The sequence below is a fragment of the Fictibacillus sp. B-59209 genome, from assembly GCF_036216745.1.
Classification (GTDB): Bacteria; Bacillota; Bacilli; order Bacillales; family Fictibacillaceae; genus Fictibacillus_C; species Fictibacillus_C marinisediminis.
Genome location: NZ_JARMMC010000018.1, coordinates 519,041 through 538,401 on the forward strand (window position 1 = coordinate 519,041; position 19,361 = coordinate 538,401).

At 45.0% G+C, this 19,361-nt stretch carries 13 protein-coding genes and 1 riboswitch; all 13 genes read right to left on the minus strand.

The annotated features are described in order from the left end of the window. Nucleotides 1–15: 15 nt before the first annotated feature. Nucleotides 16–1,158, minus strand: coding sequence for an efflux RND transporter periplasmic adaptor subunit (locus P4361_RS15495; RefSeq protein WP_328089957.1), 1,143 nt, complete (start codon nucleotides 1,156–1,158; stop codon nucleotides 16–18). A gap of 14 nt (nucleotides 1,159–1,172) precedes the next feature. Next, nucleotides 1,173–1,847 carry a YIP1 family protein gene (locus P4361_RS15500; RefSeq protein ID WP_053354821.1) on the minus strand — a complete coding sequence of 225 codons (675 nt, stop codon included), beginning with the start codon at nucleotides 1,845–1,847 and terminating at the stop codon, nucleotides 1,173–1,175. 309 nt (nucleotides 1,848–2,156) lie between these two features. Beyond that, nucleotides 2,157–5,558, minus strand: coding sequence for an AAA family ATPase (locus P4361_RS15505; protein WP_328089958.1), 3,402 nt, complete (start codon nucleotides 5,556–5,558; stop codon nucleotides 2,157–2,159). After that, nucleotides 5,555–6,730: an exonuclease subunit SbcD gene (locus P4361_RS15510; protein WP_328089959.1), complete on the minus strand. Its 1,176-nt coding sequence runs from the start codon at nucleotides 6,728–6,730 to the stop codon at nucleotides 5,555–5,557. Before P4361_RS15510 ends, P4361_RS15505 begins: the two co-directional genes overlap by 4 nt. A 31-nt stretch (nucleotides 6,731–6,761) precedes the next feature. Then, the gene (addA, locus tag P4361_RS15515) at nucleotides 6,762–10,523 is read right to left on the minus strand and encodes a helicase-exonuclease AddAB subunit AddA (RefSeq protein WP_328089960.1); all 3,762 of its coding nucleotides are present in this window, start codon (nucleotides 10,521–10,523) and stop codon (nucleotides 6,762–6,764) included. Beyond that, nucleotides 10,516–14,016, minus strand: a complete 3,501-nt coding sequence (gene addB, locus P4361_RS15520) for a helicase-exonuclease AddAB subunit AddB (protein WP_328089961.1) — start codon at nucleotides 14,014–14,016, stop codon at nucleotides 10,516–10,518. The genes addA and addB overlap by 8 nt, the downstream gene beginning before the upstream one ends. A 128-nt stretch (nucleotides 14,017–14,144) precedes the next feature. After that, nucleotides 14,145–15,074 (minus strand): GGDEF domain-containing protein, encoded by a 930-nt coding sequence (locus P4361_RS15525; protein ID WP_256225525.1) that lies wholly within the window; start codon nucleotides 15,072–15,074, stop codon nucleotides 14,145–14,147. Between the two features lie 116 nt (nucleotides 15,075–15,190). Then, nucleotides 15,191–15,277: riboswitch (cyclic di-GMP riboswitch) on the minus strand. A 78-nt stretch (nucleotides 15,278–15,355) separates the two neighbouring features. Next, entirely contained in the window at nucleotides 15,356–15,994 is a 639-nt protein-coding gene (locus P4361_RS15530) for a hypothetical protein (protein WP_062231270.1), read from the minus strand. 53 nt (nucleotides 15,995–16,047) lie between these two features. Continuing rightward, nucleotides 16,048–16,416, minus strand: coding sequence for a hypothetical protein (locus P4361_RS15535; protein WP_053354828.1), 369 nt, complete (start codon nucleotides 16,414–16,416; stop codon nucleotides 16,048–16,050). 22 nt (nucleotides 16,417–16,438) lie between these two features. Beyond that, nucleotides 16,439–16,639, minus strand: a complete 201-nt coding sequence (locus P4361_RS15540) for a hypothetical protein (protein ID WP_328089962.1) — start codon at nucleotides 16,637–16,639, stop codon at nucleotides 16,439–16,441. 113 nt (nucleotides 16,640–16,752) lie between these two features. Beyond that, on the minus strand, nucleotides 16,753–17,373 hold the full coding sequence (locus tag P4361_RS15545; protein ID WP_328089964.1) for an STAS domain-containing protein: 621 nt from the start codon (nucleotides 17,371–17,373) through the stop codon (nucleotides 16,753–16,755). Beyond that, entirely contained in the window at nucleotides 17,343–17,585 is a 243-nt protein-coding gene (locus P4361_RS15550) for a hypothetical protein (RefSeq protein ID WP_328089965.1), read from the minus strand. Before P4361_RS15550 ends, P4361_RS15545 begins: the two co-directional genes overlap by 31 nt. Before the next feature lie 70 nt (nucleotides 17,586–17,655). Further along, a complete protein-coding gene (abc-f, locus tag P4361_RS15555; RefSeq protein WP_328089967.1) occupies nucleotides 17,656–19,266 on the minus strand; it encodes a ribosomal protection-like ABC-F family protein in 1,611 nt (536 codons plus the stop codon). Nucleotides 19,267–19,361 lie beyond the last annotated feature (95 nt).

Genomic DNA, 19,361 nt, shown 5'->3' on the forward strand with positions numbered 1-19,361 from the left:
AAAAAAAGGATGCTCTTAATGAGGGGCATCCTTTTTGCTGTCTTTAGCTTTTTTCGCTTTAGGAACGTTGACTTCCGTATTTTCCGTCAAGTATGACGTTGGGTCTGAGACAACTTTTTCCTCCGGACGGATTCCTGCTTTAATCTCTATCCATTTCCCGTATGATAAACCTGTGCGTACTGCCCTTTTCTTTAAGTATCCTTCTTGCACCGTGTAAACAAATGGCTTTCCTTTGCTTTTTATAAGGGATGACATTGGGATGACAACGGCTTTTTCTCTTATAACAGGTTTCAGCTTCAGCTGCAGATGCTGTCCGATCTTTAAGTTATTCGCCTGATCCATTTTTACCGTAAAAGGAAAAGCTGATCCTTCATTGCTTTTTTTGGCATCTTGAAATTGTGAAACAGTTCCTTTCCATTGCTTGTCTTCAATAGCTGGAGAAAGGATGACCGCTTTTTCACCTGCCTCTACGATCAGGGAATCTTCTTCTGTCAGATTTCCTTTAATCTGAACATCATCTTTGGAAACGATCTCTACGATCGGCATACTTCCCTCGGAGGCGCCTTGATTGACGCTCTTCACTACTCCCTGAGTATTGCTCTTAATGGATAAGTTTTCTTTCTCTTCAGCAAGCTTTGTAAGCTGCTCATCGATGGAAGAGTTCCTTGCAGCGGCCAGTTCACTTTCCATTTTTGCTTTCGCCTGATCTTTTTCAAGCTGGTTCTTCTTTGTTTCTTCTTTTTTATCCGTACCAAGCGCATCAGCCTGTGCCTGAAGCTTTGTTTGCAGATCTTTATAATACGTTTCTTTTACTGCAGTTTCTTCCTTTTTCTGTTCCAGGCTGCGGACTTCCTTCTCAAGCTCCGGATTCTCATACGTAAAAAGGACAGTGCCAGGTGTAACTTCGTCTCCTGCTTTTACTTCCATCTCTTTAACATATCCTAGCTTATCCTGGACATAGAATGTTTCATTTTCTGCCGGAACGACAACACCTTTTGTCATGACTGTCCGCTTAATATCCATCACATTTGCAGACGCAAGGTGGACATTCTGGACTCTGGCAAATGCACTTTTGTCTTTCGAGAAAATCCATCCATTCAATGCCAGTAATAGAACGGAGAACACTCCAATTCCTAAAAAAATGATTTTTTTATTCACAATGTGGGCCCCCATTATAAAGTAAGCTGGCCATATTGCATTGCATAGGTCAGTGAGGACAACAGTATGAACCCTATGTATAAAAGCGATACAGCAGCAATGATATAGGTCTTCGATTTATAGCTCGCCTGTTTTAATCCGGTATACGTTAAATAAAATGCCCAAACGGTAAATAGCGACATAAATCCAAAAAGGGATATGATAAACGCGTTATTGGTCATGTAATTGGCGATGACTCCTAGACTTAACGGGCTGAGTACTTCATTCGTGTCAAGCATCCCTTGAAACGGAAGCTTAATGAGGGCGGAAATTAAGAAAACACAATAAACAATCGATTGAAGAACAAAGAGTTTCTTAAAACCAACCTCTCTAAAGAAGGGAAGAAAAACAATCGACATCAAAGATATAACAACAGCAGGCGTTATTAAGCCTATCAAGCCTCCTGCCACCATTAATAAATATTTGCTTGCCTGCAGTTTGGTTTCTGTTAATTTCACTTCTTTTACAATCGGCATATCCAGCAGATGTTCTGCTGAAAGAAAATAACTGATCGCAGTCATAAAGGCACTTACGATACAGATCATCAAAAACCGCAAAAAAAATCCTTCCGCTCTGTTAAACCGGCGGAAATAACCAAATTGCTCCCTGGGCTGAACCAGACTTTTCAAAATATGCACTTCACCCGGCAACTTATGGTCCCCCTCCATTACTTTCTTTTTCCTCCATCATATCACAATTTTTTTATCTATTTTGTCTTGATTTGGCAAATAACGTATTTTTATTTTTACAAAACCCTCTATTCCGAATGATTTTAAAAGGCAAATTCTTACACGATTGGCATCGGCCGAGAGCTGGACGCCTATCATTCAGATCTGGAAAAAAATCGATTGGGAGAAGGACTTTCCCCAAATTGCTCTATCCGCGAAGGTCACTGTGAATATCGTGGATCACGGGATCATCTACTAAAAAAACGCGTTCCTAAATCGGAACGCATTTTTTTACGTATTTTCAATTGCTGTCCGGCTGCCATTTCCTACGGCATTAGCAGGGGTGACAATCAATTTCTTCGTTAATCTTGCTTTGAGTTCCGGCACATGAGAAATGATGCCGACTGACAAAGCGTTTGTATGAAGCTTTTCCAATGCCGTGACGACCGTGTCCAGCAGCTCCTGATCGAGCGTGCCAAACCCTTCATCCAAGAAGAAAAACTCAAGCGGATATTTCCCTCTAAGCTGGATCTGTGTGGACAAGGAAAGCGCCAACGCAAGGGACGTCAGGAACGTTTCACCACCGGATAGCGTTGAAACAGGTCTTTTAACACCGCCGTTCGCATCATCTCGGATGACAAATCCATTATACGAGTCCACTTCAATCGCATACCTGCCGCGGGTTAGCTGGGCAAGACGGTTTGAAGCATCAAGGCTTACTTGAACAAGCTGCTCTTCTGCAACATATTCAACAAAGCTGTTGCCTCTGAAGACGGCTTGCAGTTTACCGAGAGTTTTAAGCTGTTCTTCCACTTCTCTTTTTTCTGTTTCAAGCTCATTGTAGCGGACATGTCTCATTTCCAGGTCCTTATGATACTGTCCTGCTTCTCCCATCTTCTGAATGGAGGTCTGAAGCTCTTCCTTAACACGCTGTAAAGAAGCGGTGATTTCATCCCATTGCTCCTTCGTTAACAATGCTCCATTTAATTCATTTGCTATTTTTCGTTTCTCTGATTCCGTCCGTTTGCATTGATCATAATACACATCAATCTCTGACTTCCATGATTTCTGAACCTGTTCAGATGCCATGCATTCTCTTAATTTCTCCAGTGATTCAAACTGAGAAGACTTTCTTTTTTCTTCCCATGCGATAAGACATTCTTCTTTTCTTTGTTCACTTTTTTCTTTTGCATCCAAAGCAGAACGCCATTCTTTATCCTTTGTATGATAATGATCCAAAGCCGCTTTTCTTTGTGCTTCAAGCTGTGTCACTTGTTCCGAAAGACTGCTGAGTTTTTGCTCAGTCTGCTGAAGATAAGCCTCCGCATCCTGTCCGCCCGTAATTCGTTCTGACTTTTCATTTAATCGCGTGTATTCCTGAAGCAGACTGCTATGCTCTATTTCAAGCTTAGTAATGCTGCGGTCGATATCGATGCTCTGTTTTCGGCAATCCTCGATAATTTTTTCTTTTTCTTCAATAAAAGGCACTGCTTTTAGAAGACCTTCTTCTATCTTCTCCCGCTGGGCATCCAGCGACCGTACCCGTTCTTTTTCTTCTTTTACCTGGCCGGGAGGAAGGTCTGGAAAACGCTCTTTCCAACCGGTCTGCTGCTGCTTCAGTGCAGACTCCAGCTCATCAAGCTTCTCCCTGCGTTCCTCTGCTTCCTTCTGTAAATTATCAAGCTGTGCATTTACCTTATGTTCAACGGAAGATAATTCATGGAACTCAGAGCGGATACTTTTCGTTTCATCTTCGATCTGAAGGATGTCCTGTCGCAATCCTTTGACACTCACCTTTGCAGCCTGCAGCTGCTGATTTAGATCTGAAAGGGAATGAAGAGATATCTGCTTTTCTGATGGAGAAGAAATCAGGCCCGCTGCAGCTTCAGATTTCTCTAGAAATTGATGGAGATCTTCGGACATCCGTTCCATCCTGTTTTTCATCAATAGAATTTCATTTTTCAATTCTGCTGAATCCCTTTGTATCACTTTCATCTGCTGGATCTGTCCGGCTGCCTCTTCGTCAGGTTTAAAATGCTCCATTGGATGAGGATGGTCCAGTGATCCGCAAACCAAGCATGGCTCACCGTCCATTAACTGTTCAGAAAGTTTTGCCGCCAGGACTTTCGCCTGGTCCAGCTCTCTTTTAGACACGAGCTGCTCTTCCATTTCCTCGGCCGTATGAGTCATCAGTTCTTGACCATACTGAAGATCGGACAGCTCATTATAAAGTGCAAGAATGCGGTTTCCTGTTTGCTGAATCTTGTTTTCAAGCTGTTTTTTCTTTTCGTTCAGCCGCTCCGATTCGGCTTCGTTTGTACCCAGGAGTTTAATGGTTTTATCAAAGGCTGCATTTGCTTCCCTGAACTGTTTGGCTGTATAGTCCATTTCCAAAGCATACTCAGCTGCACGGTTAATCCTCTCTCTGTCTGCGGAAGAAACACTTGTTGCTTTTAACTGCATTTGCAGTTCATTCTGCCGGTTAATGGCTTTATGCAATAATTCTTCTGCCGCTTTCTGCTGGCTGTGGACCGAACGCTGCTGTTGCTTCTGTTCTGTTAGAATTTGCTTTTTTTCTTGTGCGCTCTTCTTTTTCAAACGCGCTTCTATTTCCATTTCTATGGCTGTAAGAAGCTGTTCTTTCCTTGCGATCAGAAGCGGTTCTTGGTTCTCTTTTTCTTTTTTTGCTTCTTCATACCTATGATCTGTATCATCCGCCCGTTCTTTCGCCTGATAGGTCTGAACGCGCAGTTCTTCTTCTCTTTTTATATAATAAGCCCATTCTTGCTCGGCCTTTTCAGCGGCATCACCATAGGGCATCAACAGATCTGCAGTCCTTGCGTTCTGCAATTTTTGTTCAAAGGTTTGAATCCTGCCGGCATTTGTTTGAAGCCGTGCTTCTTCCTCTTCCAAAGCTTTCAGCTGTACCTGTGCTTGCCAGATCTGTCTGTTTTTTTCGTAGCTTTGTTCTTGTGTCTCTGTCTCTTTCCTCTTTAAAGCTACCTCTTGCTGAGCTTGATTCCAGGCCATCTCAGCATCCTTGAGGGCTTCCTTGGAGGCATCGCCAAGACCCGCCTGCTCTGCAGACAGATGATCCTTGACCCCTTTTGCCTCTTCCACACGTTTCTTTAATTTCTGGTTTAAACTGTCTCCGTACTTTTCAAGCTGAAACAGCCGCTGAAGCATCTGTCTCCGTTCTGCTCCCTTTAACGATAAAAACTCAGCAAATTTTCCTTGGGGCAGGACAACTGCACGCGTGAAATCTTCAATGGTAAGTCCAAGAAGCTGCTGCACCTGCTGTGTTACATCCCGTTCTTTATCAGCATGGACCACCCAGCTATCATTCTCTTTTTCGAGCAGCCTGCATGTGCTGGTGCGAATCGTGTGCTCTCCCGTCCGCTTATAGTTCCGTTCAATTTTATACCGTGAAGGAGCTGATCCAACACCAAGCTCAAATGTAAACGATACAGAAAGTGTGTCCTCGGCATGGTTCAGTATGCCCTGTGTGCCGCCAGCTGCCCGTTCTACTTTTCCATACAGCGCAAGGGTAATGGCATCAAGAATGCTGGATTTGCCGCTGCCGGTTGGGCCGAAGATTCCGAAGACCCCTCCCCCGCACAGCGTATCAAAATCGATGCTCTGTTTTTCGCGAAAGCTTTGCAAACCTGCCACCTGCAATAAGATCGGCCTCATTCTGCAGCACTCCTTTCCTCTTCTTCATCTGAAATCAGCTCGAGAAAAAGGGACATCACCTTTTCATCCGGAATACCGCCGCCTGTCTGACGTTCGTAAAATTTACTGAACAGCTCGTCGATGGGCAGCTTCTTCTGTACAGTCATTTCCTGTGAAGTGCTGTTTTCAAAAATGGGTTTGATATGAATAATGCCTTTATGGGCTTTTCTGATGTATTGTATATCTTCCATCGCGATGCTGTCCTGCACAGAGATAGAGAGATCCACCCAGGCACTGCTGTTCAGCCCTTCCTCCAGCCAGCGGTAAACCTCTGCTACTCCTTTTGCCTGATAGACGACCAGCGGCTTTCCGCATGTCAGCGGAATCTCTTTTATCTCAGCAGCTTTACCTGGTTCAACATCAACAATAGTGACGGATTTCGTGTGGCCTGCTTCCGAAAAACTGTAACTGAGCGGCGAACCGGAATACCGCGCGGCCGTTTTGGCCCTCTTGACGTTCTGGGGCCGATGGAGATGGCCAAGAGCTACGTATTGTGCAGCTTCCGGCAGTGTTTCAGCCGCGACTGTATAAGCTCCCCCTATATGTACTGGCCGTTCTGAGTCACTCTCGTTGCTGCCTGCAACATATAAGTGGCTCATCGCGATATTGACGCATTCAGGTGAAAAATGGCCCGACATCATTTGAAAATATTTTCCGACCCAGCTATCGTACTCATTTCGTAACTGCAGTTCTTCTCCGGAATCAGAAAGCATTTCTCTTAATCTTGATTCTGAGGGGTAAGGCAAAGCACAGACATTCAGTTTCTCCTGTGTGCGCTTAATGCCATATGAATACATTTCCGTCCCAGGCAGCCCGACAAGTGTAATGCCTAGATTTCCTGCAAGGGGTGAGGAAGCGGAAAGACGGTCAGGATGGTCATGATTTCCCGCAATGGCGATCACATGCCGTTTTCCTTTATCGCTCAGCCGTGCCATCGTATCATAAAACATCTGTTCCGCTGCAGCCGGCGGGTTGACTGTATCAAACACATCACCCGCCATGATCACTGCATCTACTTTTTCTTCCTCTGCGATGCTGACCAGTTCATCGAGAAACTGCTGCTGTTCTTCCAGTCTGCTGCGCCCTTCCAGTGTTCTTCCCAAATGCCAATCTGCCGTGTGAAGCAGCCTCATTCTGCTCCCTCCTTTTCTTTCATTTGCCACTCTATTTCACTTGCAATAAATGGCCTCCGTCAAAGAAATACAAATAACTCTCTTTAACCGGCTTCTTTAAGATCCGCTCTATCGCTTTTCCATATAGCTCCAGCTGCACACGATACCGTTCAAGCAATATCTGCTTCGCTCCATCAAATCCTCCGGCAAAGCGGTTGCTGATGGTATCCGACTTATAATCTATCAAAATAAACCCATCTTCTTCAGCAATCATACAATCGATAACACCTTGTACAAGAATAGTTTCCTTGGCTGTACCCTGCCATGTCAACGCGGCTTCCTCCACGGGGAGCGCCATGCTGAACGGCATCTCTCTTATGATGTTTGGTGCCTGGCTTACCCTTTTTCCAATGTCGGTTTCAAAGAATCTGGAAATGGCGCCAAAGTCAATATGAGCAGCCTGTTCGTCTGTTAAAAGTTCCTTGTTCACCATTTTTGCAAGCAGCTCTTTAATCTGTTCGGGTTCAGCCTGCAAGGACAGATCAATATGCTGCATAACAGCATGCATGGCCGTTCCCCGTTCTGCCGCTGTCAGCGTTTTTTCCTGCATAAACCTAGGCCTGCTCGCATTTGCCGACGAAAAGCCGCCAGCCAACGGACGATCGCTGTACTCATCGAGGAACTGATACTGTTTTTTAATTTCGGTGACCGACTGCTTCGATAAAGTCGCCGTCGATAGTTTGTAGCCATATTCCCAGTTCAGACGCCGTTCTGCTTCTTCTTTTTCCTCAGAACCGAGATCGACAGACTTGTATTCTTTAATAGCTGATAGAATTTCTTCCTGAAGAATTTTTCTGCCTTCGTGTTCTTCTTCATAATCCGCAGCATCAAAGATATCGATCCGCCACTTCGCCGGGTCAATATACGTTTCGCCTCTTCCATGTTCTGCACTTTGCAAATGGTTTCTCAGATCGCCGCTGTCTTTGTGTCTGATTACCGCGCGGCCAATCCAGTCCAAATAGCTTTTTGCCTGTGAGCGGTCATAGTCCGGGAGAAGCCATTCTTCGCTTCCCAGTGCTTCTCCCCATTGATTGACAGACTTCTCCAGATCGTTGAGTGTCCCCAGCAGATAAAGCTTTTCTTTCGCCCGTGTTAAGGCGACATACAATACCCTCATCTCTTCTGCCAGCAGCTCCATTTTCTTTCTGCGCTGAATCGCTAGCTGCGGAAGCGTAGGATAGGCCACCCTGAATCTCGGATTAATATACCGTGTGCCAAGCCCGAGTTCTTTATGCAGAAGAACGCTCTCCTTCAGGTCCATCGTATTAAACTGTTTATTTAACCCCGCTGCAAAAACAACCGGGAATTCCAGACCCTTACTCTTATGAATCGTCATTACCCGCACGACATCTTCCTGTTCTCCAAGTGCACGGGCCGCACCCAGGTCCTTCCCGCGGTCCTGCATCCGTTCGATAAATCGAAGAAATCGGAAGAGCCCGCGGAACGATGTTTTTTCGTATTGCCTTGCCCGGTCGTATAGCGCACGAAGGTTAGCCTGCCGCTGTTTGCCACCAGGAAGGCCCCCTACGAAATCAAAATAGCCCGTTTCCCGGTAGATTCTCCAAATTAATTCTGCGAGAGAACCTTGTCTCGCGGTTTCACGCCACTGACCGAGCTTCTTCGTAAAGTGCTGGAGCCGGCTGATGATGTTTTCATCTTCTCCGGTGGCGATGTATTCTGTCACTGCGTCAAAATAGGTGCCTTTTTTATCTGCCAGCCGGACAGCGGCCATTTCATCCCCGGTGAACCCTACAATTGGAGAACGCAGTACAGAAGCGATCGGGATATCCTGCAGCGGGTTATCAACGACTTTTAACAGGGAAAGCATAATGTTGACTTCCACAGCTTCGAAATACCCGCTAGAAAGCTCCGCGTAAGAAGGGATGCCCTGGCGCTTGAACTCTTCCAGGATGATGGGAGCCCAGGAGCTCGTTGCACGGAGCAGAATAACGATATCTTTATATTTTACCGGCCTCATGTTTCCTGTTGTCTTATCAAGAACCTGATAAGAGGCATTACTCTCTGTGCCGATCAGCTGTTTAATTTTCTCTGCCATTACCCTTGCTTCAAGCAGTACTGTTTCACTGTCCGATTTCTCGCTTTCACCGGTCGCCTCACCCTCTTCATCAAGTACAGGGGAACTTTTATTGATGAGCAGAAGTTCTGCTTCCACTTTATCGGTTTCCGGATAATAATTTGCACCAAAAGAAAGTTCAGCTTCCTTGCTGTATGCGATTTCGCCAACAGACTCATTCATGATCTGCTTAAAAATATAGTTAGCAGCATCAAGTACTTCCGAACGGCTCCTGAAGTTTTTGGCCAGGTCGATCCGCAGTCCGTTTCCTCCATCACCCTGCTTGGAAAATTGCTTGTATTTCGATAAGAAAAGTCCTGGTTCAGCCAAGCGGAAACGATAAATGCTCTGCTTCACATCCCCGACCATAAACAGGTTCCCTTGTTCTCCTTTTCCTTTGCTGACCAGCCTGACAATGGTTTCCTGCACGAGGTTCGTGTCCTGATACTCGTCAACCAGAACCTCTACAAAACGGTTTCTGTATTCAAGCGCTGCAGAAGAAGGTACAGGTTTCTCAACTGTTGAAGAAGGCGCGCTCAAGATCTCAAGGCAAAAATGTTCAAGATCCCCAAAATCAAGCAACCCCTTTTCCTGCTTTTCTTTTAAAAAACGGCGGCCAAACTCTTGAACCAGTTCTGCGAGATATTTTACAACCGGGGCCATCTCCTGCAAGTGAATCACATACGACTCCGGCGGCCTGCTGAACAGATCTTCTTTAATTTGAGAGACTTTCTTTTTTACCTGGTCCCGCATCTTCTTTACTTTTTCTTTGAGAACAGGATCTACCTCTTTTCCGCGCACCTGTTTCATCGTTGCAAAAGCACCGGATTGAAACACGTCATAAAGCTCTTGCCAGGATAAGACTGCAGCGGCTTCAAGGCGCTTTACAAAAACCAGATCGTTTTCAATCGTTTCTCCGTATGCGGCAGGTCCTTCAGGAGACCGTGCTGTGTCAAGTGCACGTTCAAGCACGGTTCCTAAGCCTTTCAGCTGCATCGCCACATCTTCCAGCAGCTCTTTCGTCCAAGGCAGATCATCGATTATCGCCACTTCACCAGCATCATACTGAGCCGCCATTTGCTGCAGCCATTGTGCCGGTTCAGGATGGCTTCTTGAAAAATCATAGAGCTTTAGAATAAGGCGCTGCAGTTCAATATCATTCCGATCTGAACTGTATGCATCAACCACATCAAAGAACGCATGGCCCTCTCCCTTGCTGTACTCTTCTTCAAACAGATTTTCCAATACTTCCTGCCTGATTAATTCTGCTTCGGTGTCATCGGCAATCCTAAAGCCCGGATCCAGATCGATCTGATAATAATACTTTCTCAGTACTTCAATACAAAAGGAGTGAAGCGTGGAAATGGAGGCTTTATTCAGCAAACCGAGCTGCCTTCGCAGATGGAGCGAGGCCGGATGCAGAGAAAGCTCTTTTTCAATCGCATCTCCTATCCTTTTTCGCATCTCAGCAGCGGCGGCGTTTGTAAAGGTAACGATGAGCAGTCTGTCGACATCAGCGATTTCTTTTCTGATCATCGAAATAATCCGCTCAACAAGCACGGCTGTCTTTCCCGATCCTGCTGCAGCAGCAACAAGAATATCCTGCCCTCTCGATTGAATCGCTTGCCACTGGTCATCTGTCCATAAGCTGTCTGCGGGCTTTTCTGCTATTTTAATCATCGCTGCTTCCTCCTTCCTCGTTCATTTTGGCTAATATATTCTCATCACTTTCGTCTTTTAACAGCCTGTATTGATTTTCTTCGAGCGACTGGTCGAACTGGCATACCGAACGATAGGAGCAGAAGGTACATGGCACTTTACTTTTCATTTGATAAGGGGAGATATCTATGACCCCTTCCGTAATGTCTGTGCCGACATCCTTAATGACCTTTCGAACATAATTCGTCATCGTTGAAAACTCTTCCTCGGTTGCTACAGATGAGTGAGTAGGATGAAAACCTTTCGAAGTAATGGAAACAGGTATGATATCTGATTTCTTTTCAAAGACCGTATCCATCAATTGCACCGTCTCAGTATCTGCCAGCACCAAGCCTTTCATTTTGAACTTCTTGTAAAGTTCGTGCTGCACCTCTTCAAGCGTCAGCAGCTTTTTGTTTGAAACTAATGGGTTATGGATGTGGAAATACAGAACACCGGCCGGGTGTGCTTCCCTTCCGAGCCATTGTTTGGAGTGGCTGATGACAACATCAAGATACGTAAGCATCTGCAGGGCGATCCCATAATAAACTTCTGAGAGGTTTAACCCTGTCGAGCTTGATTTATAATCAATGATTCTTAACATCAGTCCGTCTGACCCTTCGGCGGAATCCACACGGTCAATTCTTCCGATAATCTCCATGGTTGTGCCGTTTGGCAATTGATATTTAAGCGGCGGAAGGGGCTCCTGTTTGCCGAACCCCAGTTCAAGGCCGATTGGAGCAAAGCCGCTGGCTCGCGCATGCTCGCTTAACATATGGGACGCTCTGCCGACAATATCCTTTAATTTGCTCTTTATATATAAATGGCGTTTCGTACTGAGCAAGATCTGGCTCTGAAGTTTTAATGCGAGGCTTTCCACCATGTCTCCCGCAATGCGGTAACAATCCTTCATGGAAAGATCGCGCCAGCTCATGTGGTTGGAGCCCAGAAAATCATCCATGTTCTTTAGAGCAGCATGAAACAGCTGACCGATATCAGGTGCTTCCAATCTATACAGCTTTCTTTCCTGTAGCTTCAGCCCATAGGAAAGAAACTGTGAAAAAGGACATGACTGGTGCAGTTCCATCCTTGAAACGCTGGCCGTAATCTCATTTCCGTATAACTCTTTCGTTACAGCCGGTGTGAGGTTGTTTTCCTGATTAAAATAAAATAGACTTCCCAGCACGGTTTCTCCCAGCCATTTCCACCTATCCTGAACGGTAGCCCAATTGTAAACATCCCACCAAACCCCTGAGATGGGATAGCCTTTCTTCCATTCACGCAGCTGGGTATTGAGATAGGAAATCGCCTTTTGAGGATGCTGGATATAAGCCAAATCGTTGCCGTTTTCCGGATCGCTTTGAATCAATTCTTCTTTAAGTCCAGGGAACAGTGATTTCACCCTGCCGATCACCATGGAAGGAAGCAGATTCTTCCCCTCCTCATCTGCCAGCGGATAAGAGATATACAGCTTGTCTGTGGCATTCGCCAGTGAAAGATAGATGAGGAATTGTTCATCTAAAAGCTGTCTTCTTGAACCAGGAGCAAGAGGGAGGCCGTTCTTTTCAAGAACATTCCTGTCATCTTCTGAAAGTATTCCTTCCTCCTTCGGCTTTGCCGGCAGAATCCCGTCATTGACACCCAATATGAAGTGGCATTTTACGCCTGAGTAACGGGAGCGGTCCATCGTTCCGGCGAGCACCTGATCGAGGGCAGGCGGTACGAGGGCAAACTTTAGGCTTTCTAAGCCTGTATCCAGCATTTTGATCCATAGATCAAGCTTGATGCTTTCTTCACCCGTAATCTCTACCATCTCATCTAGAAGCTCTACGACTGCATCCCAGACCTGATCATGTTCTCGCGCAATCCTGAGCTTGCCTTCCTGCTGTGCTCTTTGACTGAGACGTTCAAGCTTCATCGGGATATGCAGACGTTCAAGATAAAGAAACAGCACCTCACAGAACCCCCGGACATTGTCCGCGTTTTTCAAGTCATGTGAAAGTTTGTCCAGCGGAGACGCAACCATATGCCTGACTTCGTTCAGCCGCTCCTGCTTTTCTTTTTCCTCATCTGTCTGGACGAATCCATGTTCTTCCAGCGCCTGAAAACGCTGCACCTTCCACGGCTTCTTCTCTATCCAGCGATATCCCTGAATGCCGTATGCGAGCACATAATTCTCCAGTTCATCCATTTCATGGCGAAGTTCTGCCCATGAAAAATCACTGTCTACAGGATAAAGCAGATCTGTTTTTACAGCACGGAAAACCGATTCGTACCGCCAGTTGCTTGTCACAGCTTCCAGCGACGACCGGATCAATTCAACGAGTGGATGGTGAAGCATCGGTTTCTTCTGATCTAAAAAGACGGGAATTTCATATTCCTCAAAGACCGTTTCAATCAGTTCGTAATAATCATTCATGTTTCGAATGGAGAGGGCGATCTCCCTGTATCGGTAGTTTTCATCACGGACAAGGCGGATGATCTCCCTGGCAGCGGCCTCGATTTCCGTTCTCCGATTAACGGCAGATTGAACAGAAATACCGTTTGGCGCATCAAATTCCATAGCTGGCCTGCGGTCGAACTGGCTTTCTAAATGAGCCAGAGACGGTGTGCCGCTGAACCTTGGCGTTTTTTCCAGAATAACCGGCTCTCTTTCAAACACACCCTCTTCCTGTGCTATTTTTTTAATGGAGAGAAGTGTATTTTTCGGAGTATAGAACAGATCAAGCTCATGGGGATGTCCAGCACTTTCGTATGAATCAAGAGTCAGGGCAACTGTTACATGATCTGCATGTTTCAGCAGCATCCGAATGACTTCAAGTTCCTGCGGCGTGAACTGGTGAAAACCGTCTATGTAGAATTCAGCCTCTTTTATATACTCTGAATAAGGAATCTTCTCTGCCAGCAGCCTTAAATAATCCTCGGTATCCACGTATTTATGAACCAATGCTTTTTCTAATTCCCCGTAGATCAGGGCGAGGTCCGTAAGCTTGTCCTGAAGAACAGTTCCTTTTGCGTCGCTGTTAAATTGCAGCAGCGTCTGAGCGTTCCAGTCGAGCTGCTCGGCATCCACGCAGTATCGCTTGAATTCAGTGATCATATTTTCCATAAGTTCATAGAATCCATTCTGATCTGACGCTTTTTTAAATACCTTTAGATCCTGTTTTTTGTTTTCTATTATTTTTCTGAGCATCATGTTCATTCCGACACTTGTAATATGAAGTCTGGTCATCCCTCCGACATCACCGAGGACTTTCCATGCCAGACGGGAAAAACTGAACACCTGGGCACGCATCATTCCTTCGAGGCCAGGTGTCTTTGCCAACTCATATTCGGATTGAAATGTCATCTGATCGGGCACCAAATAGATAATGGGTTTTCCCTCCGGATTTGCAAAAAGAGACTCTCTGATCTCGCTTAAACTGCGGTCACTCTTTCCGCTTCCGGCTCTTCCAAGAATAAAGCGCAAACTCATATCCTCACCTCTGTCAACCTAATAATCTTAAACCTATTATCTCATAAAACAGTATGTAAAAGAATGATAACGACTGCAGAAAAGCCTGCCTTTAACTGGAACAAGGCAGGCACTGAACATTCTATTCATTATTGCTTTATGTTTCTTTTATTCATGTACATTCTTTCATCCGCAAGACGCAGGTAATGATCAATATTGTCAACCGCATCCGCATGAAGGCAAATGGTTCCATAGGCCAGCGAGACCTTTTCATTCCACGAACGCAAATACAGATCAATCTGGCCGGCCAGCTTATAGGCCGTTTGTTCAGTATGGCCGGGAATCAAGAATACAAACTCGTCACCTCCAAACCGAAAGCCGAGATCCATTTTCAGCTTTTCCGCAAAGAAAGCGATCTGCTGCAGCAGCTCGTCTCCCATATGATGGCCGAACTGGTCATTGATCTCTTTAAAATCATTGATGTCCATCATAATCAGTGACAGTGGATATTGGCCCCTTTTTGCCTTCAGGACCTCTGTTTCCAGGCAATGATAAAAGTAGCGCCTGTTATATAGGTTCGTTAATGGGTCTCTGATGCTCAGCTCTTTCAGATCGGTTACTTGCTTTGAAAAATAACCGCTTAAAACCCCGATCATTAAAGAATTGGCAGCATGTCCCCATCTCTCCAGGAAAAACAGTTTGTTTTCAGCTGTTTCTTCCTTAATCAGGTTCTGAATAACACTGTTGCCCGCCTGCCTAAGACTCTTTGCTAAAAGAGGAAGGAGCTGATGGGGGATAGCCCTTTGCCCGGCAAAATCATGTCCCTGCTTGAAACCCCGATCTTCAATTCGTTCCATGCAGGAGTTAAATTCTTCATTATGTATAAAAATGCCTTTTATCAAGGCAGTTAACATCCATTTAAGATGCATCTGGTATTCTGAATCTGTATAGGTCAGGAAGGGAACAAACAGTTCATTCTTTTCCAGATGAAGAAGGTGCCTCTCGATAATGCTGGGAATGGATTCGATATGAAGGTTATAAAGACGGCTTTTGAGGTCGGCAATGTCCGTTTCTGGCATAGGTTGGATCCCTCTATTCAATATAGTATTTAAGAAGTGACCGGCTTTAGAACAAGATGTATTTGGCCGAACATAACAAAAAGCCATCTCCCCTGCAGGGAAATCGCTCTTTCCCCTTTGGCAACCCGGCTGCCATAGTTTTTACAAACATTAGGCCCGCGGCTTTGCGTCCCACCTTTTCAGATGGTTTGCTCTGAGACAAAGGTCTCTTCTATTTATCCAATATAGTAATTATATACCATATAACCTATTTTTACCAACATCAAACACGAACCTTAGACCTATTTTTTCGTTTTCCATCTTTTGTACCATCGATAGCCGACTCGTACACCATTCAGTACCGGATAAGGAACTCTAAGAGGGAATCTATAAAAGAACGGCTGATAGATTTTATAATAAGCCTTTCTTAAATCTTTCCATTTATAGCATTCCTCTTTCTTGCAAAAATCTGAAACATCCACAATGATTCCCCGCCCATTAGAAATCATTACATTTTTCCCGTGAACATCCCGGGGAAAAAGGCCGCGGTTTCGAGCATAGCACAGTGCTTCATCCACGTCACGAATCACGTTTTCGGAAATTTTCACCCCTTTATGCAGGCAATCATAAAGTGTTATTCCTTCGATTCGCTTTAGGATCAAGTGGCGTTCTCCATATCCGTAACAGCGTGAATATCCAGGGTGCTCACCCAGCTGCCGGTAAACAGATATCTCTTCAAGCAGGTCTTCATGATTTCTGCCGTAAATCTTAACGACTTGGTCAGGGAAATCAGGATGGACGAAAACGGCAGCATAATTGCCGCAGCCCAGAAGCTCCCACGGTTGAGGAGCGAACAGAACTTCCACAGGATCACCGGGATTCCTGCTAATTATTTTTACTTCTTGTGTTAACTCCTCTGATAACTCTGTATACTTTTTCATGATTCACCTGGCCCGATTCCTAAGTCTCTCGCCGAAAGCTTTGAACAGCTTTGCTATTTGCGCTCTATCATCGTACCAAAAAGAAAATGTTTCATCAGCAATTCTGCTTTATTTCGAAGATGGACGTTCGGGAACCTCATGACTTCCTGATATCCCCGGATAAAAATCTGATATTCTGTGATGTCATCTACTGGCCTTCCATCCGTTACTTTAATTTTACGGGCCATCATTTCTTTTTTCACATCTCTTAATTCAAAACTGATGGCATTCATCACGTTCTCGATGAGGGTGACATACGGCTGCCTTAATTTGAAAGGAGAAACGGCTATCACTTTTAAATCACGGTTAAAGATGGTGAGCAGCATAGGATACATAATATATTTATCTACTAGTATACGATCTCTTTCATCGCCATATAACATTTTTGTTCCTCCCGATCGCCGTTCAACCCGTTTTTCCGGCAACCGACAAAATATTAGACAGCTTAAACGTACGGATTTGTTTTCGAAGACAGCAATAGGCGGTTAACGTTTCTCCTTCACATGAAACCGGAAAAACGTAACGCTTAGTAAACTGCCCGCCAGACTGATAGATCATCATAAAGGGAGAACGTTCAGACACACAACGCATCAGCAATCGATTCATTTTAGCCACCGCCTTACCATTTATTTATTCACAGTATATGCGAACAAACGTTCTTTATGCAACTAGAAAAATATGCCTACCCTTAGTAAGGATAGGCATAAACCCTAATATTATTACACGCTTTGCAATAATCCTTTCTGTCCCAGTGCCTGATGAAGGCTTCCTGCGATGGAAAATCCCTCAAAGCTAATTCCCAGAGCAACAACGGTCTGAGCAAGTTCTGGCCGCATGCCTGTCAATGTTACCTCCACACCGAGAAGCTTTAAGGATGTAATCACTTGAAAAAGGTTATGGGCGACCATCGTGTCAATGATTGGAACACCTGATAAATCAATATAAAGGTGCTCAATCTGCATCTCCATACATTCATTAAGAGCGATCTCCATGATCAATTTCGAGCGGTGGGTATCAATGGGGCCGACGAGAGGCAGGACCCCGACGGTCTGCGTAAGGCGGACAACAGGAACAGACAGCTCTTCAAGTGCCTCTCTGGCCAAGTCGAGCAGATGATTATTATAGTCCACATAGGCCACACTGAAAGAATAAACCACCTTATCCAATAATGGATCAATAATAGTCATAGCCTTCATGACTGTATGGTTATCGTAATTATTTCTTTCCACTTCTTTTCCAATGAATTCCCAGATGATTGTCCGGTAAAGCCGTGTAGAATCGAGGGCTGTATCAAGGGACAAATTGATTTCTACCGCAGTTTCCCCGCTTTTTTTCCCCATTCTAAAAATCTTTTTTCTGATTGTTCGAGGTTTGAGAATAATGCTTCACCGATGAATTGAAACAGTTCGATGCGCCAATCGATTAAAAGCTGCTTTTGCTGGTCATTCGGCGGATTGATCCCATTCTTTATCCGATTCTGCGTTACGGCCTCAGCAAGTTCCACTTTATGCTGAATAATGCAGTCTCCCAGAGCTCTTAAGTTCTTGTCCATCGTCTACCCCTCATATCGTTTATATTGTCCTATCATCATACACTATAGAAGGCTTACAATAAACGATTTCCTACCTTTGACGACGAGCCTCATCATAAGTGCCTAAATATTCTTTGATCTCTCCTTCATGAACCCAGGCCACACGGTTGAAGAGCTTATTTAAGAAGTACCGGTCATGCGAGACAGCTACGACAGTTCCGTTATATTCTTCCAGAGCATCCTCCAGGACTTCACGTGAATCAATATCCAGATGGTTGGTCGGCTCATCAAGCAGCAGCAGATTAACATCCTGGTGGACGAGCTGTGCAAAGCGAAGGCGGGTATTCTCTCCTCCGCTTAAATCCCTCACCTTCTTGAACACGGATTGTCCATAAAATAAAAACTTGGCAAGCAAATGCCTTGCTGCCCCTTCATCAACAGGAACAGCTTCACGAAAAGCAGACAATACCGTTTCATCCGGGTGACTGTTCAGTCCGGTCTGGGAAAGGTATCCAAGTTTAACGGATCTTCCAATCTCGATAAGACCAGTGACTTCCTGCTCCCCTAAGATCGCTTTTAACAAGGTAGACTTTCCTGTCCCATTGTTGCCTACAATTGCAACCTTTTCACCAAAACGGATAAAAAGATCAATTTGTTTCAGTATTTCCCTGCCAGGATAGCTTGCCGTCACATCCAGCATAGAAAGGACTTCTTTTCCGCTTCGATCCTTCATCTGAAACGAGATTTCTGTCTTTCTGCGGTTAAGTAACGGACGTTTGATTTTCTGCATCCTTTCTATAGCCCGTTCCATGCTGCGGGCCCGTCTGTGAAGATCGCCATTGTCACCCCTGATCGCCCAGTCGCGCAGACGCTTAATGGCCTCCTGCATTTTTTTTATTCGTTTTTGCTGTTCTTGATACTGAGCAAATTCAGCAAGCAGGCGTTTTTCTTTTTCAGCTGAAAAAGCACTGTAATTCCCGTGATAGAGGATCACTTCTCCGTCTTCCAGATCATAAATTTTGTTCACGGTACGATCCAGGAAATAGCGGTCATGGGAGATGATGACGACAGCCCCCTTGTATTTCAGCAAATAGTCTTCAAGCCATTCCATCGTACTTAAATCAAGATGGTTGGTCGGTTCATCAAGCAAAAGCAGATCCGGCTCCTTCAGAAGCAGGCATCCGAGCCCTGCCTTTGTCTTTTCGCCTCCGCTGATGGAAGAGAAGGGCTGGTCTTTTACAGCTTCAAGACCGAGGCCTTTTACGATTCCGTTAATCTTGGATTCGATGGAATACCCCCCCATTTCTTCATATGTCTCCTGCAAACCATATAGCTGATTCAGCCATTTATCCAGCTGTTTTTCGTTTGGAGTCTCACTCATTTTTGCAGTCAGAGCATGTATTTTTTCTTGAATTTCATGAAGTTCAGAAAAGGACTGCATAAACACCTCATAAATCGAGGCATTATCCGATCGGACCGGCACCTGCTCCAAATAGCCTGCCACCGATCCTTTCTTGAGATGAACACTTCCTTCGTCCGGATGCTCTGTACCCGCAAGCAGTTTAAATAATGTACTTTTTCCGGTTCCGTTACGCCCGATCAGGCCTATCCGGTCTGTGCTATGGATTTCCAGAGATAAATTATTAAATACGGTATGTCCTCCGAAGCTTTTTGTGAGTCCGTTCGCGGAACAAATAATCATAGGTAAACACTCCTCAAATTTGGTGGTTACCCATTCTTCAAATAAATTAAAACACAAAAAACCATGGGCAAGCATACCTGCCCATGGTTGATCCG

Bases quoted from the DNA above. Each gene is read 5' to 3' on its own strand.
- P4361_RS15505 (WP_328089958.1), bottom strand. From the start codon at position 5,558: ATGAGGCCGATCTTATTGCAGGTGGCAGGTTTGCAAAGCTTTCGCGAA.
- P4361_RS15535 (WP_053354828.1), bottom strand. From the start codon at position 16,416: ATGTTATATGGCGATGAAAGAGATCGTATACTAGTAGATAAATATATT.
- P4361_RS15540 (WP_328089962.1), bottom strand. From the start codon at position 16,639: ATGAATCGATTGCTGATGCGTTGTGTGTCTGAACGTTCTCCCTTTATG.
- addB (WP_328089961.1), bottom strand. From the start codon at position 14,016: ATGAGTTTGCGCTTTATTCTTGGAAGAGCCGGAAGCGGAAAGAGTGAC.
- P4361_RS15550 (WP_328089965.1), bottom strand. From the start codon at position 17,585: ATGGACAAGAACTTAAGAGCTCTGGGAGACTGCATTATTCAGCATAAA.
- P4361_RS15545 (WP_328089964.1), bottom strand. From the start codon at position 17,373: ATGGGGAAAAAAAGCGGGGAAACTGCGGTAGAAATCAATTTGTCCCTT.
- P4361_RS15525 (WP_256225525.1), bottom strand. From the start codon at position 15,074: ATGCCAGAAACGGACATTGCCGACCTCAAAAGCCGTCTTTATAACCTT.
- abc-f (WP_328089967.1), bottom strand. From the start codon at position 19,266: ATGATTATTTGTTCCGCGAACGGACTCACAAAAAGCTTCGGAGGACAT.
- P4361_RS15510 (WP_328089959.1), bottom strand. From the start codon at position 6,730: ATGAGGCTGCTTCACACGGCAGATTGGCATTTGGGAAGAACACTGGAA.
- P4361_RS15530 (WP_062231270.1), bottom strand. From the start codon at position 15,994: ATGAAAAAGTATACAGAGTTATCAGAGGAGTTAACACAAGAAGTAAAA.
- addA (WP_328089960.1), bottom strand. From the start codon at position 10,523: ATGATTAAAATAGCAGAAAAGCCCGCAGACAGCTTATGGACAGATGAC.